Annotated in this window: 13 protein-coding genes; 10 read left to right on the top strand and 3 right to left on the bottom strand. The window is 71.1% G+C overall.

The window, feature by feature from the left end; genetic code table 11:
* The first annotated feature begins 76 nt into the window (after positions 1-76).
* The 7 genes from LZ198_RS11345 (at position 77) to LZ198_RS11315 (ending at position 10,419) form a co-directional block, all read left to right on the top strand.
* The gene (locus tag LZ198_RS11345; protein ID WP_253971937.1) at positions 77-745 is read left to right on the top strand and encodes a Crp/Fnr family transcriptional regulator; all 669 of its coding nucleotides are present in this window, start codon (positions 77-79) and stop codon (positions 743-745) included.
* Positions 746-850: 105 nt separating this feature from the next.
* A complete protein-coding gene (locus tag LZ198_RS11340; protein ID WP_253971936.1) occupies positions 851-1,711 on the top strand; it encodes a cyclic nucleotide-binding domain-containing protein in 861 nt (286 codons plus the stop codon).
* A gap of 188 nt (positions 1,712-1,899) precedes the next feature.
* A complete protein-coding gene (locus LZ198_RS11335) occupies positions 1,900-6,798 on the top strand; it encodes a non-ribosomal peptide synthetase (RefSeq protein WP_253971935.1) in 4,899 nt (1,632 codons plus the stop codon).
* A 6-nt stretch (positions 6,799-6,804) separates the two neighbouring features.
* Complete coding sequence (locus LZ198_RS11330) at positions 6,805-8,019, top strand: aminotransferase class I/II-fold pyridoxal phosphate-dependent enzyme (RefSeq protein ID WP_253971934.1); 1,215 nt, start codon at positions 6,805-6,807, stop codon at positions 8,017-8,019.
* 3 nt (positions 8,020-8,022) lie between these two features.
* Positions 8,023-8,913, top strand: a complete 891-nt coding sequence (locus LZ198_RS11325; RefSeq protein WP_253971933.1) for an aldolase/citrate lyase family protein — start codon at positions 8,023-8,025, stop codon at positions 8,911-8,913.
* On the top strand, positions 8,910-9,437 hold the full coding sequence (locus LZ198_RS11320) for a MaoC/PaaZ C-terminal domain-containing protein (RefSeq protein ID WP_253971932.1): 528 nt from the start codon (positions 8,910-8,912) through the stop codon (positions 9,435-9,437). The genes LZ198_RS11325 and LZ198_RS11320 overlap by 4 nt, the downstream gene beginning before the upstream one ends.
* On the top strand, positions 9,424-10,419 hold the full coding sequence (locus LZ198_RS11315) for an NAD(P)H-quinone oxidoreductase (RefSeq protein WP_253971931.1): 996 nt from the start codon (positions 9,424-9,426) through the stop codon (positions 10,417-10,419). The genes LZ198_RS11320 and LZ198_RS11315 overlap by 14 nt, the downstream gene beginning before the upstream one ends.
* Here LZ198_RS11315 and LZ198_RS11310 read toward each other — a convergent pair.
* Positions 10,408-11,427, bottom strand: coding sequence for a formylglycine-generating enzyme family protein (locus LZ198_RS11310; protein WP_253971930.1), 1,020 nt, complete (start codon positions 11,425-11,427; stop codon positions 10,408-10,410). The genes LZ198_RS11315 and LZ198_RS11310 overlap by 12 nt on opposite strands.
* 226 nt (positions 11,428-11,653) lie before the next feature.
* Here LZ198_RS11310 and LZ198_RS11305 point away from each other — a divergent pair, with 226 nt between their 5' ends.
* From LZ198_RS11305 to LZ198_RS11295, 3 genes are all read left to right on the top strand, one after another.
* Positions 11,654-12,151 carry a hypothetical protein gene (locus LZ198_RS11305; RefSeq protein WP_253971929.1) on the top strand — a complete coding sequence of 166 codons (498 nt, stop codon included), beginning with the start codon at positions 11,654-11,656 and terminating at the stop codon, positions 12,149-12,151.
* Between the two features lie 7 nt (positions 12,152-12,158).
* Positions 12,159-13,310, top strand: a complete 1,152-nt coding sequence (locus tag LZ198_RS11300) for a hypothetical protein (RefSeq protein ID WP_253971928.1) — start codon at positions 12,159-12,161, stop codon at positions 13,308-13,310.
* Between the two features lie 114 nt (positions 13,311-13,424).
* A complete protein-coding gene (locus tag LZ198_RS11295) occupies positions 13,425-14,312 on the top strand; it encodes a hypothetical protein (protein WP_253971927.1) in 888 nt (295 codons plus the stop codon).
* Between the two features lie 13 nt (positions 14,313-14,325).
* On the opposite strand, the gene LZ198_RS11290 is transcribed toward LZ198_RS11295, so the two are convergent.
* Both LZ198_RS11290 and LZ198_RS11285 read right to left on the bottom strand, forming a co-directional pair.
* On the bottom strand, positions 14,326-15,246 hold the full coding sequence (locus LZ198_RS11290; RefSeq protein ID WP_253971926.1) for an HAD family hydrolase: 921 nt from the start codon (positions 15,244-15,246) through the stop codon (positions 14,326-14,328).
* A 15-nt stretch (positions 15,247-15,261) separates the two neighbouring features.
* Positions 15,262-17,100 (bottom strand): aspartate:alanine exchanger family transporter, encoded by a 1,839-nt coding sequence (locus tag LZ198_RS11285; RefSeq protein ID WP_253971925.1) that lies wholly within the window; start codon positions 17,098-17,100, stop codon positions 15,262-15,264.
* Between the last annotated feature and the right edge of the window lie 21 nt (positions 17,101-17,121).

Below are 17,121 nucleotides of genomic sequence, written 5' to 3'. Positions count from 1 at the left end.
TGCCCCCGAGTGCGTTTTGATGACAGCGGGTCCCCGCTTGTTGCCTGGCGGAAGGCGGGGGCCGGGGGGAGATGTCATGTCGCACGTTCGGCTCCTGTCGGAGGTCTCCATCTTCGAGAGGCTCGATGCGAGCGCGCTCGAAAGCCTGTCGTCGCTGCTGCGGGTGCGGCGGTTCGCGAAGGGAGACGTGGTCTTCCACCAGGGAGACGTGGGGCGCTCGCTCTACATCATCCAGCAGGGCGAGGTGGCCATCCGGTTGTCCTCGCACGAGGGCAAGGAGGTCATCCTCGCGCTCCTGTCGCGGGGGGACTTCTTCGGGGAGCTGGCGCTGTTGGATGGAGAGCCGCGGTCGACGGACGCGGTGGCGCGCGAGGACACGGAGTTGTTGAGTCTCCAGCGCGAGGACTTCCAGCGCTTCCTCGACACCCGCCCGCAGCTCGCGCTGGGGCTGCTGGCCACGTTGAGCCGGATGGTCCGCCACGTGACGCGGCTGGTGCACGACACGCACTTCCTGGACGCGCGCGAGCGGCTGGTGCGCGTGCTGCTGGAGCTCGCCCGGCACCAGGGGCAGCGGGCTTCGGATGGCGTCGTCATCGCACAGCGGTTCACCCAGACGGAGATCGCCAGTCTTTGTGGTCTCACGCGGGAGAGTGCCAACAAGTGGATGCGGTTCTTCGTCCGCGAGGGGTTGCTGGCGTACGAGGGCGGCCGCATCACCCTGGTGCGTCCGGAGCAGCTGGAATGAGCGTGTGGAGCGTCGTGATTCGCGAGGTGTGAAGCGCTTCACTGCGCGCGGCCGGCGTGAGTTCTAAGTTGTCTTGGAAATCCTGCTCCGCTGGGGAGGCATCCGATGTCGCGTCTGGCTCTCAATCCATGGACCCCGTCCGTTCCGGGCGTGCGGGCGACCCAAGGGGGGACGGCCTCCGCCACGGTGCTGTCCGGGGCGGAGGTGGGCGGGGCGCCGCTGCCGGTGTGGACGCGCTTCCTGCCGCCGGGGCACATGGTGGTGCGGGAGGGGGACGCGGGCGCGTCGATGTTCGTCATCGTGGAGGGCAGCGTGGCGGTGGTGCGGGAGCGCGGCGTGGGCGCGCCGCGGACCGTGGCCCAGCTGTCCGCCGGGGAGTTCTTCGGTGAGATGACGTTGATGACGGATTGTCCCCGCACGGCGACGGTGGTCACCCTGGGGCGCACCGTGCTGCGGGAGCTGTCGCACAGCGGCCTGGCCATGGCGGGCGCGCGCCACGGGCTCGAGGGCCCTGTCGTCGCGATGCGCTGCCGCGAGCGCTTCCTCGCCGACGCGGTGCGCAGCAGCCCGCTGCTGGCGACCCTCTCCCCGGACCTGTGGCTCCAACTGGGGAGCGCCCTGGTGCCGTGCTCCGTCTCCGCGGGGGAGACGCTGCTGGCCCGCGGCAGCCCGGGCACCGCCCTGTACATCCTCCTGCGCGGGCGCTGCTCCGTATTCCATACACACCTGGACGGGCACACCACGCCTTATCCAGACATGGAGGAGGGGGCCATCTTCGGTGAGGTGTCGCTGCTGCGGGGCCGCGTTGCCACCGCCACGGTGCGGGCCGCAACACCTTGCACGTTGCTGCGATTGGAGCGCGACGTCTTCCGGAAGTTCTTCTGGGCCCAGGCGGACTTCCGGCGCGCGCTCGTGCGCCTGGGGTTGAGCCGGATGAACCGGACCATGGCCCTCATCGCGGGCTGAAACAGGACAGTATACGACAATCCCAACCGACTTTTTCGCACGGCGTTGGCGCGGAGCGGTATGGGCCCGGGTCACATCCACCCTCCAAATGTGAACCGCTCATCCTTGATGGGTCATGTCGTTCAATTGGACGGGTTTTTTCGGTAAGACCTGTTTACCTGGATTGCCCCCTCCCAGGTTCCCCGCCCATGACCCAGCCACGCTCCACCGACCGCCTCGAAGAGCGCAGCGCCACACATGCCATGGAGCCCCGCACGGAGACCGAGCGCGCCGTCGCTCGCATCTGGCGCGAGGTGCTCGAGCTGCCGAGGGTCGGCGTGTTCGACAGTTTCTTCGACCTGGGGGGCCACTCGCTGCTGGCCACGCAGGTGGTGTCGCGCATCCACTCCGTGCTGCGGGCGGAGCTGTCGCTGCAGGAGCTGTTCGACCTGCCGACGGTGGAGGGGCTGGCGCGGCGCATCGACTCCCTCACGTCGCATCGTCCGGTGGAGGACGAGGTCCTCCCGGTGGCCCCACCCACGAGGTTGGACGGGGAGGAGGCGGAGCTGGAGCCGTTCCCGGCGTGCGCGCGGCTGGCGGAGCTGTCGTTCGCGCAGCGGCGCCTGTGGTTCATGGACCAGTACCTGCCGGGCAGTCCGCTCTACAACATGCCGGTGGCGCAGCGGCTGGAGGGCGTGCTGGACGTGGCGGCGCTGGAGCGTGCGTTCGCGGAGGTGGTGCGCCGGCACGAGTCGCTGCGCACCACCTTCCATGCGCGCGCGGGCACCCCTCGCCAGGTCATCGCGTCTCCCGGGGAGCTGGCGCCCGTCCTCGAACTGGAGGACCTGCGGTCGCTGCCGGAGTTCGAGCGGGAGGCCCGCGCGCTGCGCATCGCCCGGGAGTCGGCGCGCGTCCCCTTCGACCTGACGCGAGGCCCGCTGCTGCGCACGCGCCTGCTGCGGCTGGGGGAGCGGGAGCACCTGCTCGTGGTGGTGATGCACCACATCGTCTCCGACGCCTGGTCGCTCGGGGTGCTCGTGCGCGAGGTCGTGGCGCTGTACGAGGCGTTCAGCGCGGAGCGACCGCCCGGGCTGCCGGAGCTCACGTACCAGTACGCGGACCACGCCGAGTGGCAGCGTGGCCGCCTGCGGGGCGAGGTGCTCGAGCGTGAGCTGGCGTGGTGGCGGCGCTGCCTGGACGGGATGCCTCCCGCGCTGGAGCTGCCGACGGATGGGCCCCGGTTGACGGACTCGTCGTGCCCCGGCGCGGTCCTCCCGGTGGAGCTGCCGGCGCCGCTCGTGCGCGCGTTGCGGACGCTGTGCCGGGCGCAGGGCGCCACGCTCTTCATGGGGTTGCTCGCGGGGTTCCAGGCGCTCCTGTCGCGCTACTGCGGCCAGGACGACGTGGCCGTGGGCGTGCCCGTGGCGGGGCGGCAGCAGGTCCAGACGGAGGAGCTCATCGGCTTCTTCGTGAACACCCTGGTGCTGCGGACGAAGCTGGACGGCGACCCGTCGTTCCTCGACCTGTTGGGGCGCGCGCGGGAGACGGCGTTGGGTGCGTTCTCCCACCAGGAGGTGCCCTTCGAGCGGTTGGTGGAGGCGCTGCGCCCGGAGCGCAGGCCGGGGCAGACCCCGTTCTTCCAGGTGGCGCTGGTGCTCCTCAACACGCCCATGGGGAGGCTCGCCACGCAGGGCCTCGCGTTCTCGCCGGTGGACGTGCACAGCGGCTCCTCCAAGTTCGACTTCACCCTGTCCCTGTTCGAGCACGCCCACGGGCTGTCGGGGCAGCTCGAGTACCGCACGGACCTGTTCTCCTCGGAGACCGCTCGGCGGTGGATGGACCACCTGTACGGGCTGCTGGAGGGGGCCGTCCAACAGCCCCACCTGCGGCTGTCGGAGCTGTCGCTGATGTCGGAGGTGGAGCGGCGGCAGGTGCTCCGCGAGTGGAACGCGACGGAGGTGCCCTATCCGCGAGACGCGAGCCTCCACGGTCTCTTCGACGCGCGGGCCCGGCGCGCTCCGGACGCGGTGGCGCTCGTGGCGGGGGAGGCGGTGCTCACCTACGGCGCCCTGGAGCGGCGCGCCAACCGGCTCGCGTGGTACCTGCTGTCGCGCGGCGTCCGGGCGGGGGACCGCGTCGCGCTCTGCCTGCGGCGGTCGGTGGACATGGTCGTCGCGGTGCTGGCCGTGCTCAAGACCGGCGCGGCCTATGTGCCGTTGGACCCGGCGGCGCCCTGCGAGCGGCTCGCCTTCATGCTGGAGGATACGGCCGCGACGCTCGTGCTCGCGCACGAGGACACGGACGCGCAGCTCCCCGCCTCGGGGCCCCCGGTCATCATGGTGGACCAGGAGCAGGCGGCCATCGACCGGTCGCCGGAGGTGGCCCCGCATGTCTCCGTCCACGGCCTGCACCTGGCCTATGTGATGTACACGTCGGGGAGCACCGGACGTCCCAAGGGGGTCTGTGTCCCGCACCGCGCCGTGAGTCGACTGGTGATGGGGTCGCGCTTCGCGCGGCTGGGCCCCGACGAGGTCTTCCTCCAACTGGCGCCGCTGTCCTTCGACGCGTCCACCTTCGAGCTGTGGGGCTGCCTGCTGCATGGCGGGCGGCTGGTGGTGGCGCCCCCGCAGGCCTTGTCGCTCGAGGAGCTGGGGCGCTTGTTGGACGCGCACGGCGTCACGACGTTGTGGCTGACGTCCGCGTTGTTCGAGCAGATGGTGGCCTCGCAGCCCGAGCCGATGTCGCGGGTGAGGCAGGTGCTCGCGGGGGGTGACGTGCTGCCTCCGGGCCGGGTGCGGGAGCACGTCCGCCGCGCGGGCCGGCTGGTGAACGGCTACGGCCCCACCGAGGGCACGACGTTCACCTGCTGCGAGGTCGTCACCCGGGAGGAGGCGGTGGGGGCCTCGGTCTCCATCGGAGGGCCCATCGCGAACACGCGCGTGTACGTCCTGGACGCGGGCCTGCGCCCGGTGCCCATCGGCGTGCCGGGGGAGGTGTACATCGCCGGGGAGGGCCTGGCCTGGGGCTACCTGCGGCGGCCGGACCTCACCGCGGAGAGCTTCCTGCCGGATCCGTTCAGCGGCGCGCGCGGCGCGCGGATGTACCGCTCCGGCGACCTGGCGCGGTGGCGGGCGGACGGGCGACTCCAGTTCCTGGGGCGGCGCGACGCCCAGGTGAAGGTGCGCGGCTACCGCATCGAGCCGGGCGAGGTGGAGGTCCAGCTCTCCCGGAGCCCGGCGGTGCGCGAGGTGGCGGTGGTGGCGCGCGAGGACATGCCTGGCGGCAAGGCGCTGGTGGCCTACGTCGTCCCGGCGGTGGGCCCGTCTCCGACCCCGGTCGCGCTGCGTGCCTTCCTGCGTGAGCGGCTGCCGGAGTACATGGTCCCCACCGCCTACGTGGTGCTGCCGGCGCTGCCGCTCACCGCGAATGGCAAGCTGGACCGCGGCGCGTTGCCTCGGCCGGACCTGACACGAGAGGGCCTCGACCTGGCGGGGGAGGCCCGTCCCCGGACCCCCCTGGAGGACCGCCTCGCGCTGCTGGTGGCCGAGGTGCTCCAGGTGCCCCGGGTCGGCATCCATGACGACTTCTTCGTGCTGGGCGGCCACTCGTTGCTCGCCACGAAGTTGATGTCCCGCGTGCGCGGCGTGCTGGGGGTGGAGCTGCCCCTGCGGGTCCTCTTCGAGGGGGCCACCGTGGCGGAGCTGGCCCAGCGCATCGAGGCGGCGCCGCGTGATCCGCCCACCTCGATGCCGCCCCTGGTCCGCCTCTCCGCGGGTGTCACGGCGCCGCTGTCGTATTCGCAGGAGCGGCTGTGGCGGATGTTCAAGGCCAACCCCACGTCCACCGCGTACAGCCAGCCCATCGCCCACCGGCTGGAGGGGCCCTTGGACGCGGAGGCGTTCGTGGCCGCCATCGAGGCGCTGATGGAGCGGCACGAGGCGCTGCGGACCACCTTCGGGGAGGAGGACGGCCGGCCGGTGCAGAAGGTCTCCGTCCCGCCCCGGGGGCTGCTGCCCATTCACGACCTGCGGGGACAGGCCGACGTGGAGGACGTCATCGCGCGGCGCATCGCCCACCACTCCCGTCAACCGTTCGACCTGACCCAGGGCCCCCTGGTGCGAGGCGAGCTGCTCAGACTGGCGGACGACGAGTTCCTGCTCATCCTCGCCAAGCACCACATCCTCTCCGACGGCTGGTCCGAGGGGGTCATCTCCCGGGAGGTCTCCGCGCTCTACGCGGCGCTCTCCCGGGGCGAGCGTCCGGCCCTGCCACCCCTGGAGATCCAGTACCCCGACTACGCGGCCTGGCAGCGCGCCTGGTTGACCGGGCCGGAGCTGGAGTCGCGGATGCGCTACTGGCGCGACGCGCTCGCGGACGCGCCGATGACCGTGTCGCTGCCCACCGACAAGCCGCGGCCTCCGACGCGGACGTTCAACGGCACCTGGATTCCGGTGGCGCTGGGCCGCGAGCGCAGCGCCGCGCTCAACGACCTCTGCCACCGCGAGCGCGTCACGCCCTTCATGGCGCTCCTGGCCCTCTTCGGCGCGATGGTCTGCCGACGGGCGGACCAGGAGGAGCTGCTCATCGGGTCGCCCATCGCCAACCGCGCCTTCCCGGAGCTGGAGGCGTTGATCGGCCTGTTCGTCAACACGGTGGCGCTGCGCGTGGACCTGCGAGGCAACCCCAGCCTGCGCCAGCTCCTCGGCCGCGTGCGGGACGTCACGTTGGGCGCGTACGCCCACCAGGAGGTCCCCATCGACAAGGTGGTGGACGCGGTGTGCCCGAACCGGCCCGTGGACCGGGCCCCCGTGTTCCAGGTGATGTTCGTCCTGCAGAACGCCCCGTTGGGCCCGCTGGAGATGCCGGGGCTGACGCAGACGCGGCTGCCCGCGGATCGCGGCGCGTCCATCTACGACCTGACCCTGTCGCTCCAGGAGACGCAGGACGGGTTCGAGGGGCTGCTGGAGTTCAGCACCGACCTGTTCGAGCCGGCCACGCCCGCGCGCATGTTGTCCGCCTTCCTGGAGTTGATCGACCAGGGGCTGGTGGACCCGGAGCTGGCGATGGGCCCGGGCGCGAGTCTTCTGGATGCGGGAAAGCGGGGGTGATGCGGCATGGAGCTCAAGAATCGCTATCGGAACACGGAGTCGATGGTCGGGCTGGGCAATCCCTCCTTCGCCGCGGCGAAGGAGGCGGGGTTGCTGGACCTGTCGGTCCACAACACGCGACAGGGGACGCTCGCGCTGTCGGATGGTCGTGAGTTCATCAACACCTGCTCCTGCTCGTACCTGGGCCTGGACTCCCATCCCGACGTCATCCAGGGGGCCATCGACGTGCTCCGCCGGGAGGGCACGATGTGCATGTCCATCTCCCGGCTGCGGGTGAGGCTGGCGGACCTGGACCACCTGGAGGAGGAGCTGTCCAGCCGCTGGCGCGCGCGGACCATCGTCACCAACTCCGCCAGCTCCGCCAGCGCGGGCCTCCTGCCGCTCATCGCGTCGGGGCACCTGCTGCCGGACGGCCAGAAGCCCATCCTCGTCTTCGACAAGTCCGCGCACTTCTCGATGAACCTCATCAAGCCCATCTGCGCGGACGAGACCCACGTCATCACCGCGCCGCACAACGACATCGACTTCCTGGAGGACCTGTGCCGGAAGCACGCGCGCGTGGCGTATGTCGCGGACGGCTTCTACTCCATGGGCGGGGTGGCCATCGTCCAGGAGCTGTTCCGGCTCCAGGAGAAGTACGGCCTGTTCCTCTACTTCGACGACTCCCACTCCCTCTCCCTCTACGGCGAGGCAGGGGAGGGGTACGTGCGAGCGTCGATGGGCGCGGCCCTCAACGAGCGGACCATCATCATCGGGTCGCTGGGCAAGGGCTTCGGGACGGCGGGGGGCGCGGTGCTGCTCGGCCCTGGCCAGCACGCGGACCTGGTGGGGCGCTTCGCGGGGCCGCTGGGCTGGTCCCAGAGCCTGTCCATCCCCGCCATCGGCGCGAGCCTGGCGTCCGCGCGCCTGCACGGGACGAAGGAGCTGCACGACCGGCAACGGTTGTTGCGGGAGAACGTCCGCTACTTCGACGAGCGGGTCTCCACGCGGACCGTGGGCGAGGACTTCCCCATCAAGGTCATCGACGTGGGGCCGGAGTCCATGGCGGTCGAGCGCTCGCGCCAACTGATGGAGCGCGGGTTCTATGCCTCGGCCGTGTTCTTCCCCATCGTCCCCAAGGGACGCGCGGGGCTGCGCATCATCCTCCGCTCCAACCTCGGCCGGGAGGACCTGCGGCGCCTGTGTGACGCGCTCGTCGAGCTGGCGGTTCCCGGGACCTGAGCCATGCCCATGCCCTTGCAGTGCAGGACGTTCCTGGTGACCCCCGCGCTCGACCCCACGCGCTTCGACAAGGCGGAGGAGGTGGGGGCCGACCTGGGACTGCTGGACCTGGAGGACGGTGTCCCCCAGGCGCTCAAGAGCGAGGCGCGGCGGTTGGCCATCGCCCACCTGTCGGGCTCCCGGATGCGGGGGCCCATGTGCCTGCGCATCAACAGCCTGCGCACCGAAGCGGGGCTGCGCGACGTGCTGGCCCTGTTGGAGTCGGACGCGAGGCCGGACGCGGTGATGCTGCCGAAGGTGGAGTCCCCGGCGGAGCTCCAGCAGCTCGACGCGCTGCTCGGCGCGCGCTTCCCGGAGCTGTCGCTGCTGGGCATCATCGAGACGGCGCGCGGGGTGGAGGCGGTGGACTCCATCGCCATGGCGACGCCGCGGCTGCGGGGCCTCATCTTCGGCGCCGCGGACCTGTCCGCGCAGTTGGGGGTGCCGCTGTCCTGGGAGTCGATGCTGTATGCGCGCTCGCGCATCGCCATCGCCGCGGCCATCGCCGGGGTGAACGCCATCGACTCGCCGTTCTTCGACCTGGTGGACCTGGCGGAGCTGGAGGACGAGACGCGCCGCGTCTGCGCGCTGGGCTACACCGGGAAGATCGTCATCCACCCGGACCAGGTGCGGGTGGTCCACACGGCGCTGCGGCCCACGTCGCAGATGGTGGCCCACGCGCGGCGGGTGCTGGCGCAGGCGAGTGAGGGAAAAGGAGGCATCCAGGTGGTGGGTGGGAGCATGATTGGCCCGCCCCTGGTGACGGTTGCCCGGCGAGTCCTCGCCACCGCGCAGTTCGAGGAGGTGCTGGCGCCCGTGGTGCTTCGCGCGGGCGTCAGGAATGGAGACCCATGAAGAAGATGGTGGCTGCCCACAGGAAGGTGGGCAAGCAGCGGTATCGCGAGACGCACGGCCTCTTCTATGACGACTTCGAGGTGGGCGACGTCTTCGAGCATCGTCCGGGCCGCACGCTGACGGACGTGGACAACATGTGGCAGTCCCTCCTGAGCCTCAACACCCACCCGCTCCACATCGACGCCGTCTACGCGAGCAAGACGGAGTGGAAGCGCCCGCTGATCTCCAGCCTGGTGACGCTGGCCATCGTGGGGGGGATGAGTCTCAACAGCACCAGCGCGAAGGGCGTGGCGAACCTGGGGTGGGATCGCATCCGGTTGACGGCGCCCGTGTTCGTGGGCGACACGCTCTACGCGGAGAGCCGGGTGTTGGCGAAGCGGAAGTCCCGCTCACGCAAGACCCAGGGCGTCGTCACCGTGGAGACCCGGGGCCTCAAGGCCGACGGCACGGTGGTGATGACCTTCGAGCGCTCGTTCCTCGTGCCCTTCCGGGGCCATGGCGTGGATGTGGATGCGAACTACTGATGCGATGCGAGCGGTGGTGGTGGAGCAGCCTGGTGGCCCGGAGGTGATGTGCCTGCGGGAGCTGCCGCGCCCGGTCCCCGGTCCCCGTCAGCTCCTCGTGCGCGTGCATGCCTCCGCGCTCAACCGCATGGACCTGGTGCAACGCGCGGGGGGCTACCAGGCGCCCGCGAGCGCCGCCAGCCCGCTGATGGGCGTGGAGGTGGCGGGGGTCGTGGAGGCGGTCGGCGTGGACGTGCGCGCCTTCGAGCGCGGCGCCCGCGTCTTCGGGCTGGTGGACGGTGGTGGCTACGCGGAGGCCTGCCTGATGGAAGAGGGGATGGCCGTCCGCGTCCCCGACGACTGGTCCTTCGTCGAGGCCGCCGCCACGCCCGAGGCCTTCTGCGCCGCGCACGAGTCGCTGCTCGAGCTGGGCGGGCTGCGCGAGGGGCAGAGCGTCTTCGTGCATGCCGGGGGGAGCGGCATGGGCACCGCGTGCATCCAGGTGGCGCGAGCGGTGGGCGCCCGCGTCTTCGTCTCCGTGGGGACGGAGGACAAGCGGCGGCGCTGCGTGGCGCTCGGCGCGGAGGCGGGCGTGCTGCGCGGCGAGGACTTCAGCGCCGCGGTCGCCGGGTGGACACGGGGTGTGGGGGTCGACGTGGTGGAGGACTTCATCGGGGGCTCGGCCATGGCCCGCAACCTCGCCTCGCTGAAGGAGGGCGGCAGCCTGGTGCTCGTGGGGGCACTGGATGGGATGTGGGCCGACCTGGACCTGAAGCAGGTCATCCTCCGGCGCCTGCAGATCAAGGGCATCGCGCTGCGCCCCATGTCCCAGCCCATGAAGGAGGCCGTCACGGGCCGCTTCCGCGAACGCTGGCTGCCGGAGTTGGTGGCGGGGCGCGTGCGCCCCATCGTCGACTCGGTGTTCCCCCTGGAGCAGGTGGCGGACGCGCACCGGCGCCTGGAGTCCAACCAGACCTTCGGCAAGGTCGTCCTAACCCTCTGAGGCCAACGGCCGGACGACGCAACGGAACCCGATGTGCGTCGTCCCGCTGTCGACGGCCTGCGGGGAGCGCGCGGCGGGCCGGTATCTCAGGCAGTAGTTGGAAGCGCACAGGTGGCTGCCGCCCTTGAGGACGCGGCGGGGGATGCGGACCTGGGGCGTGCAGGGGTCGAAGCTGCGGCCCTCCGACGCGGGGCCGCGCGGATTGACGGGGATGCAGCAGGGCTTCCCGCCGTTGCCCTGGTGGCGCTCCTGGAACCAGTCCGTGGTCCACTCCCAAACGTTGCCCGCCATGTCGAAGAGGCCGTAGCCGTTGGCGGGGAAGCTGCCCACCGGTGACGTGCCCTCCTGGCCGTCCGGATTCTGGTTCTGCCAGGGGAACTCACCCTGCCAGATGTTGGCCATGCGCCGGCCCTCCGGCGCGAACTCGTCGCCCCAGACGTAGACCTTGCGGTCCAACCCTCCACGCGCGCCACGCTCCCACTCGGCCTCGGTGGGCAGCGCCTTGCCGGCCCAGGCCGCGTACGCCTCCGCGTCCTCGAAGCCGACGTGGACCACGGGATGTCGCTCGCGGCCCCGCCAGTCGCTGCCCGGGCCGGAGGGGTGCTTCCAGCAGGCGCCGGGGGTGTAGACCCACCACTGGGTCAGGTCCTTGAGGTCCACCCGGTGCGCCGTCTTGCGGAACACGAGGGAGCCGGGGACGAGCAGCTCGGGGCGCGCGCCGGGGAAGTCCTCCGGGGCCAGGGGACGCTCGGCGACGGTGACGTAGCCGGTCGCTTCGACGAAGCGCGCGAAGGCCTCGTTCGTCACGGGCGCGACGTCCATCCAGAGGCCGCTCACCGTCACCTGATGCGTGGGCCGCTCCTCGGGGTAGTGGTGGTCCGAGCCCATCCAGTAGGTGCCACCCGGAATCCACGCCATGCCAGGGTGCGGCGCGGGCCCGGGGGCGACCTCGTTGCGGCTGACGTGTCCACTCCGGCCCGCTTCCTCGCCGACGACATCCGTGCTCATCCGACGCCTCGCTCTCCGGCAGGCGGGGCGCGTGCGCCCCCCGGACGGCAAGCTGGGGAGCCCCCGACGCGACGACAATCCGGTCCTCCAGGGCGGGGGAGGCGAGGCGCTTCGGGATGGAGCGCGCGAGCCCGCGAGCGCCCGCGGCCGAGGCGGGCCTTCGATGGCAAGCCGTTACCGCGTGGACAACGTGTCCTGGCCAACACGGCGCCAGGAGGGTGACGGCATGGGCACGCAGACGACGACGGACCCGGGCACGCGCGTGGGCGAAGCCGCCGCGCCCGGAGCGCGGGAGCTGCACGAGCTCAGCCCCTTCGAGCTGAAGGACACCCTCATCGAGCTGGCGGCCGAGGCCCAGCGCACGCGCGCGGCGGTGATGCTCGACGCGGGACACGGCAATCCCAGCTGGGTCGCCACCACGCCCCGTGAGGCCTTCTGCCTGCCAAGCCAGTTCGCGCTGCGCGAGAGCCGCGGCACGTGGAGCGAGCCCGAGGTGGGGTTGGGGGGCATGCCTCGTTCGCCCGGCATCGCCCGGCGCCTGCGCGACTTCCTGTCGTCGTGCGAGGACGGCCCCGCCGTGCGCAGCGCCTCGAGGACATCGTGCTTCGCGCCCTCCGCGAGTGGAGACGCGGCGCGCTGGAGGCGTGAAGGGAGTGAGCGCCAACGGGCGTTGCTGGAGACGCAGGACCCGCAGCGGGTCCAGAAACCCTTCGAGGAGCCCTGAGCATCCGATGGTCGCGACGATTCCCTGGCAGGAGTTCTCCCTGGTGCGAGGCGGGCCCGCGTACAGGTTGATGCGCTGGCTGCACCTCGTCCGTCCACCGAGACAAGGCGTGATCCGCTGCGCGTTCGTCCTCGCGATGGTGGGTTGGCTGCCCATCGTCCTCTTCGCCGCGCTGGAGCGGGGGGACGTGCTGGCGCGGCTCTTCCGCGAGCTCCAGGTCCACGCGGAGCTGTTGCTGTCGATACCGGCGCTGGTGCTGGCGGAGCCCTATATCGACGGTCGCCTCGGCGTCGCGGTCCGGCAGTTTCCCCGGGCCATGTTGATCGAAGGCGAGGGGAGGGCGCGCTACGAGGCCCTCCTCCGGCGGGTGACGGACTGGAGGGACCTGCCGGCGGTGGAGCTGGCCCTGGTGGCGTTGGTGCTCGCCCTGGGGATGCTGGTGCCCCCGGACGGCACGCGTGACTGGCTGGAGTCCGAGGGCACGGGCCATCACGTCACGATGGCGGGGACCTGGTACCTGCTGGTGGCCCAACCGCTGCTGCGCTTCCTGGTGCTCCGGTGGCTGTGGCGGGGCGTGGTGTGGACGGTGTTCCTGTGGCGGGCCTCGCGGCTGCCCCTGACGCTGATCCCCACCCACCCGGACATGATGGGGGGACTGGGCTTCCTGCCCATCTGTCAGGCCAGCTTCTCCATGGTGGTGTTCGCGGTGGCCATGCCCGTCGCCGCCTACTCCTTCCGGAGGAACGCCGCCGCCATCACCGAGGCCCCCATCGAGTACGTGATGCCGCAGCTCATCTTCGGCGTGCTGTCGTGCCTCGTGGTGTTCGGGCCGCTCGCGTTCTTCAGCTCGGCGCTGGTCAAGTCCAAGCGCTGGGGCGACCCCTGGTTCTCCGTCGTCGCGGCGCGCCACTCCCGCGACTTCGAGCACCGCTGGTTCCGGAGGGAACCGGGGGTGGACCCGCTGTCGGCCGAGGACTTCTCGTCGCTGACGGACCTGGGGACCTCCTTCCAGGTCTCGCGGCGGATGCGGCTGTTCCTCTATGACCGGCGCGCCTTCATCGCGGTGGGCATCGCCGCGCTCCTGCCGCTGGGGCTGCTGCTCATGCTGGACCGACAGTTCCTCTCGGTCGTCGACCAGCTCCGGGAGAGCGTGAGTTGAGCGCGCGGGGGGACGTGGGCGCGGAGCCCCGGTCGCCCGGCCCTTCCGACGCACGCCCCGAGTGATGAAGACCCATGGTGGGGCCCGGTGCGCGCCGCCCGACAGGAGCCGAGCATGCTCAGGACCCTCATCGTGTTCGTGTTGTCCAACATCGTGACCCTGTTCATGTTCACCCAGGGGCTCGTCCGGCAGCGCGGCGCGCTGCGGCAGGTGCTCGACCGCCCGGCGCTCTACCTCCGCGCGCTGCTCGTGGTCCTGGTGCTCGTTCCGCTGGTGGCCCTCGCCGTCGTCATGCTGTTCCGCCTGCCGACGGTGGTGGGCAGCGCCGTCCTCCTGATGGCCGTCTGCCCCGGCGCGCCGCTCCAGTTGAACCAGGCGAAGTCGTTCGGCGCCAGTCCCACGACGTCGATGAACCTGCTGATGCTCCTGTGCGTGTTCTCCCTCGTGACGGTGCCGTTCTGGGTCGCACGCCTGGACGTCCGCATGGGCGTGGACTTCGAGGCCACTCCCGCCCTGGTGTTCCGCCTGCTCGCGGTGAAGATCTTCCCGCCGCTCGTGGTGGGGATCGCCGTCCAGCGGCTCTTCCCCCGCGCGGCGGCGGCCCTGGCGCCCTGGTGCAACCGGCTGTTCACCGTCCTGCTGCTGGCCGTGGCCGTGGTGTTGCTGTTCATCGTCGGCCCCCAGCTCCTGAAGGTCGCGTGGCTCGCGGTGCTGGCGCTGGTGGTGATGGTGACGCTGGCGGCGCTCCTGGGGCACTGGGCCGGAGGCCCCCGGCTGGAGGACCGCAAGGCCGTGGCCATCGCCGCCGCCTTCGCGCACCCCGTCTTGTCGATGACCATCATCAGCCAGAGCTATCCGAACCTGCGGGCGCTGCAGGTCGCGGGGGTCGTCGGCGCCTATGTGCTCATCCGCGTCGCGGCGCTGCTGCCGTATCGGATGTGGGTGAAGCGACGGGAGGACTCCACGCGCTCGCGGTGGCCCCATGGGGGCGTTCCCGCCTGAGGCCCCCGGGGTGTCACTGGACCGGGAAGACGTCCTTCCAATCCGAGCGCATGCTCACCACGGTCCACCCGTCACTCGCGGCGTAGTCGAGGGCATGGTCCAGCCTTCCGGCGCGAGCGTCGCGGTCGTAGGCGTACTCCCGCTCCGCGTCGTCGTGGTGCAGGAGCAGGCGCAGGTGGGGGAGCCCGTCCGCGCTCGCGTACTGGAGCATCTGGAGGTCGCCGTCCGAGTTGCCGAACGCGAGCAGCGGCCGCTTGCCGATGTGCAGGTGGATGTTGATGGGCTTGCCCTCGCCGTCATCGAGGCTGGTCAGGCTGGGGAGCTTGACCAGCACGGGCCCTTCGTCGCGCAGCTCGAAGCGCGTCTTGCCGCTGCTGCCGATGATGTGGGAGGCGGGGATGCCATAGGTCTCCTCGCAGAACGCGCGCAGGAAGTCGACGCCACCACCGGAGACGACGTGCAGGTCGAAGTCGTGTTCGCGCAGGTAGTCGAGCAGCTCGAGCATGGGCTGGTAGACGCAGCGGGTGAACGGGCGTTGGAAGCGCGGGTGGCGGGCCGCGGCCAACCACTCGCGGGCCTGGCGCCTGAACTCACCCGTGGTCATCCCCGCGTGGGTCGCCACCACGAGCGCGGCGGCGTCGTGCTCGCTGAGCGCCTGGAGGGCCTCCGCGTCGTCCTCGAGGACGGCCTTGAACGGCTGCCGTCCGTGCCACTCCGGGTGATGGAGCGCGAGCGCCTTGACCCGGTCGATGGCGAAGCGGGCTTGGACGTACATGGGCTGTTCGGCCCACAGCGTCCCGTCGTTGTCGAACACGGCGACCCGGTCCTCGGGGCGGACGAAGGTCGGGCTCCCTTCGGCGGTCACCGCGGCGACGAAGGACAGCAGCGCCCGCCGGGCGTCACCGTCGTTCCAGGAGGGCAGGGCAGGGCTCACGACGCGACCTCCAGCTCACCCCATGAGGGCGAACAGGTAGGAGATGAGGGTCAGCAGCAGGTTGGAGATGGCGAAGGTGACGGGGTAGCCGATGGCCGGGACGATGCTCTGGGCGGCCTCCTCGGAGGCCCGCATGCCCGCGCTGTTGCAGCGCGCGCCGGAGATGGCGCCCATGAGCACCGCGCTGTTCATCTTGAACGCGTACTGCCCGATGACCCAGCCCAGGATGGGCGGCACGAAGGCGGCGACCGCGCCGATGACGAGCGTGGGCACGAGCAGCCCCCCTTTGATGGCGTCCGAGACGCCCGCGCCCGCGTTGAGCCCGAGGATGGCGATGAAGACGTTCAGCCCGATGTCCTCCAGCAGTTGACGGGCCGACTCCGGGAACGGTCCCCCCAGCGCGGGGTTGTGCGTGCGCAGGATGCTCAGGCCGATGCTGACGATGAGCAGGCCGACGGCGGACCCCAGGCTGAACCTGATGCCGAACACGGGGACGGTGAGGGCGCCGAGCAGCGCGCCCGCGGCCAGGCCCAGCCCCAGGGTGATGATGTCCGTGGACATGCTGGGCTTCACCTCCGGGCCCAGCTCGTCGCGCAGCGACGCGACGCGCCGGGGGCTGCCGGTGATGCGCAGCACGTCGCCCTTGCGCACGAGGCGATCCCTGCTGATGGGCACGTGGTCCCCGGCCCGGAACATGGCGTTGAGGTAGATGCCTTGCCCCATCCGCAGCGCCAGCTCGCCCAGCGTCTTGCCCACCACGTCCGGGTTGTGGACGATGAACTCCACCGTGTCGAAGCGCACGTTGCGCAGCTTCGAGTCGTCCACCTCCGGTCCGATGTGGGGCCCGCCGGCGAGCAGCAGGGAGACGGGGCCGAGCATGGCCACCTCGTCGCCCCGGTGCAGCACCAGGTCGGGCGGCGGGTTGTAGACGCGGCCCGCGTGGTACACGCGCTCGATGGCGACGCGCGGATGCGCGTGGTCCAGGTCCGCGACGGTGCGCCCGTCCAGGGCGGGGTTCTCCACCCGGAACACGCGCAGGTCCAGCGGCATGTAGCCCCGCATGAAGGAGTCGGCGGTGCCCGGCAGCGGCGTGGTGTCCTCGCCCTCCATCTCCTTCTCCATCTGCTTCGCGTCCGCCACGGCGTTCCGGCCGAAGAGCCGCGGCATCACGGACATCATCACGGTGAACAGCACCATGCTGGTGCAGTAGAGGAAGGCGTAGGACGTGGTGAGGTTGGCCGTCGCCTTCTTGAGCTGGTCGGGTGGGATGGCCGAGGCGCCGCTGTCGAGCGCGGCCTTCGCGGCGCCGAAGCCCGGCGTGGCGGTGTTCGCGCCGGAGACGATGCCCGCCAGCAGCCCCGGCGCCAGATGGAAGACGTAGCGCGAGAGGTAGGTGAGCAGCGTCGACAGCAGCGGCACGAACAACGCCAGGAGGATGAGGTGCTTGCCCTCGCGATGGATGCCGCCCAGGAACTGGGGGCCCACCTTCATCCCGATGGCGAAGATGAAGAGGTTGAAGAACACCGTGCTGGTGAACTCCGGCAGCGCGTACTGGACGTGGTATGACTGGAAGGCCCAGAAGCTGATGACGAGCGCCAGCAGCAGCGTGGCCGCGGTGGAGCCCATGGCGATGCCCTTCACCTTCACCGCGCCGAGCGCATAGCCGGCGGCGATGACGAGGAACATGATGATGAAGGGCTCCTTGTCCATGTAGGCCAGGACGCGGCCGATGGGGCCGTGCTGGGGCGGCGGCGGTTGCGGCGGTGGCTCCCCTTGCTGGGCGTACGCGAAGACCGCCAGCCCGAGGACGACGGCACCTGCGAGAATCATGGCGTGACGCGCGTGGCTTCGCATGCGTCGCTCCCTCCTGCGGGA

Origin of the sequence: Myxococcus dinghuensis (assembly GCF_024198235.1) — a bacterium.
Classification (GTDB): Bacteria; Myxococcota; Myxococcia; order Myxococcales; family Myxococcaceae; genus Myxococcus; species Myxococcus dinghuensis.
This window is presented reverse-complemented; position numbering and strand designations above follow the sequence as displayed.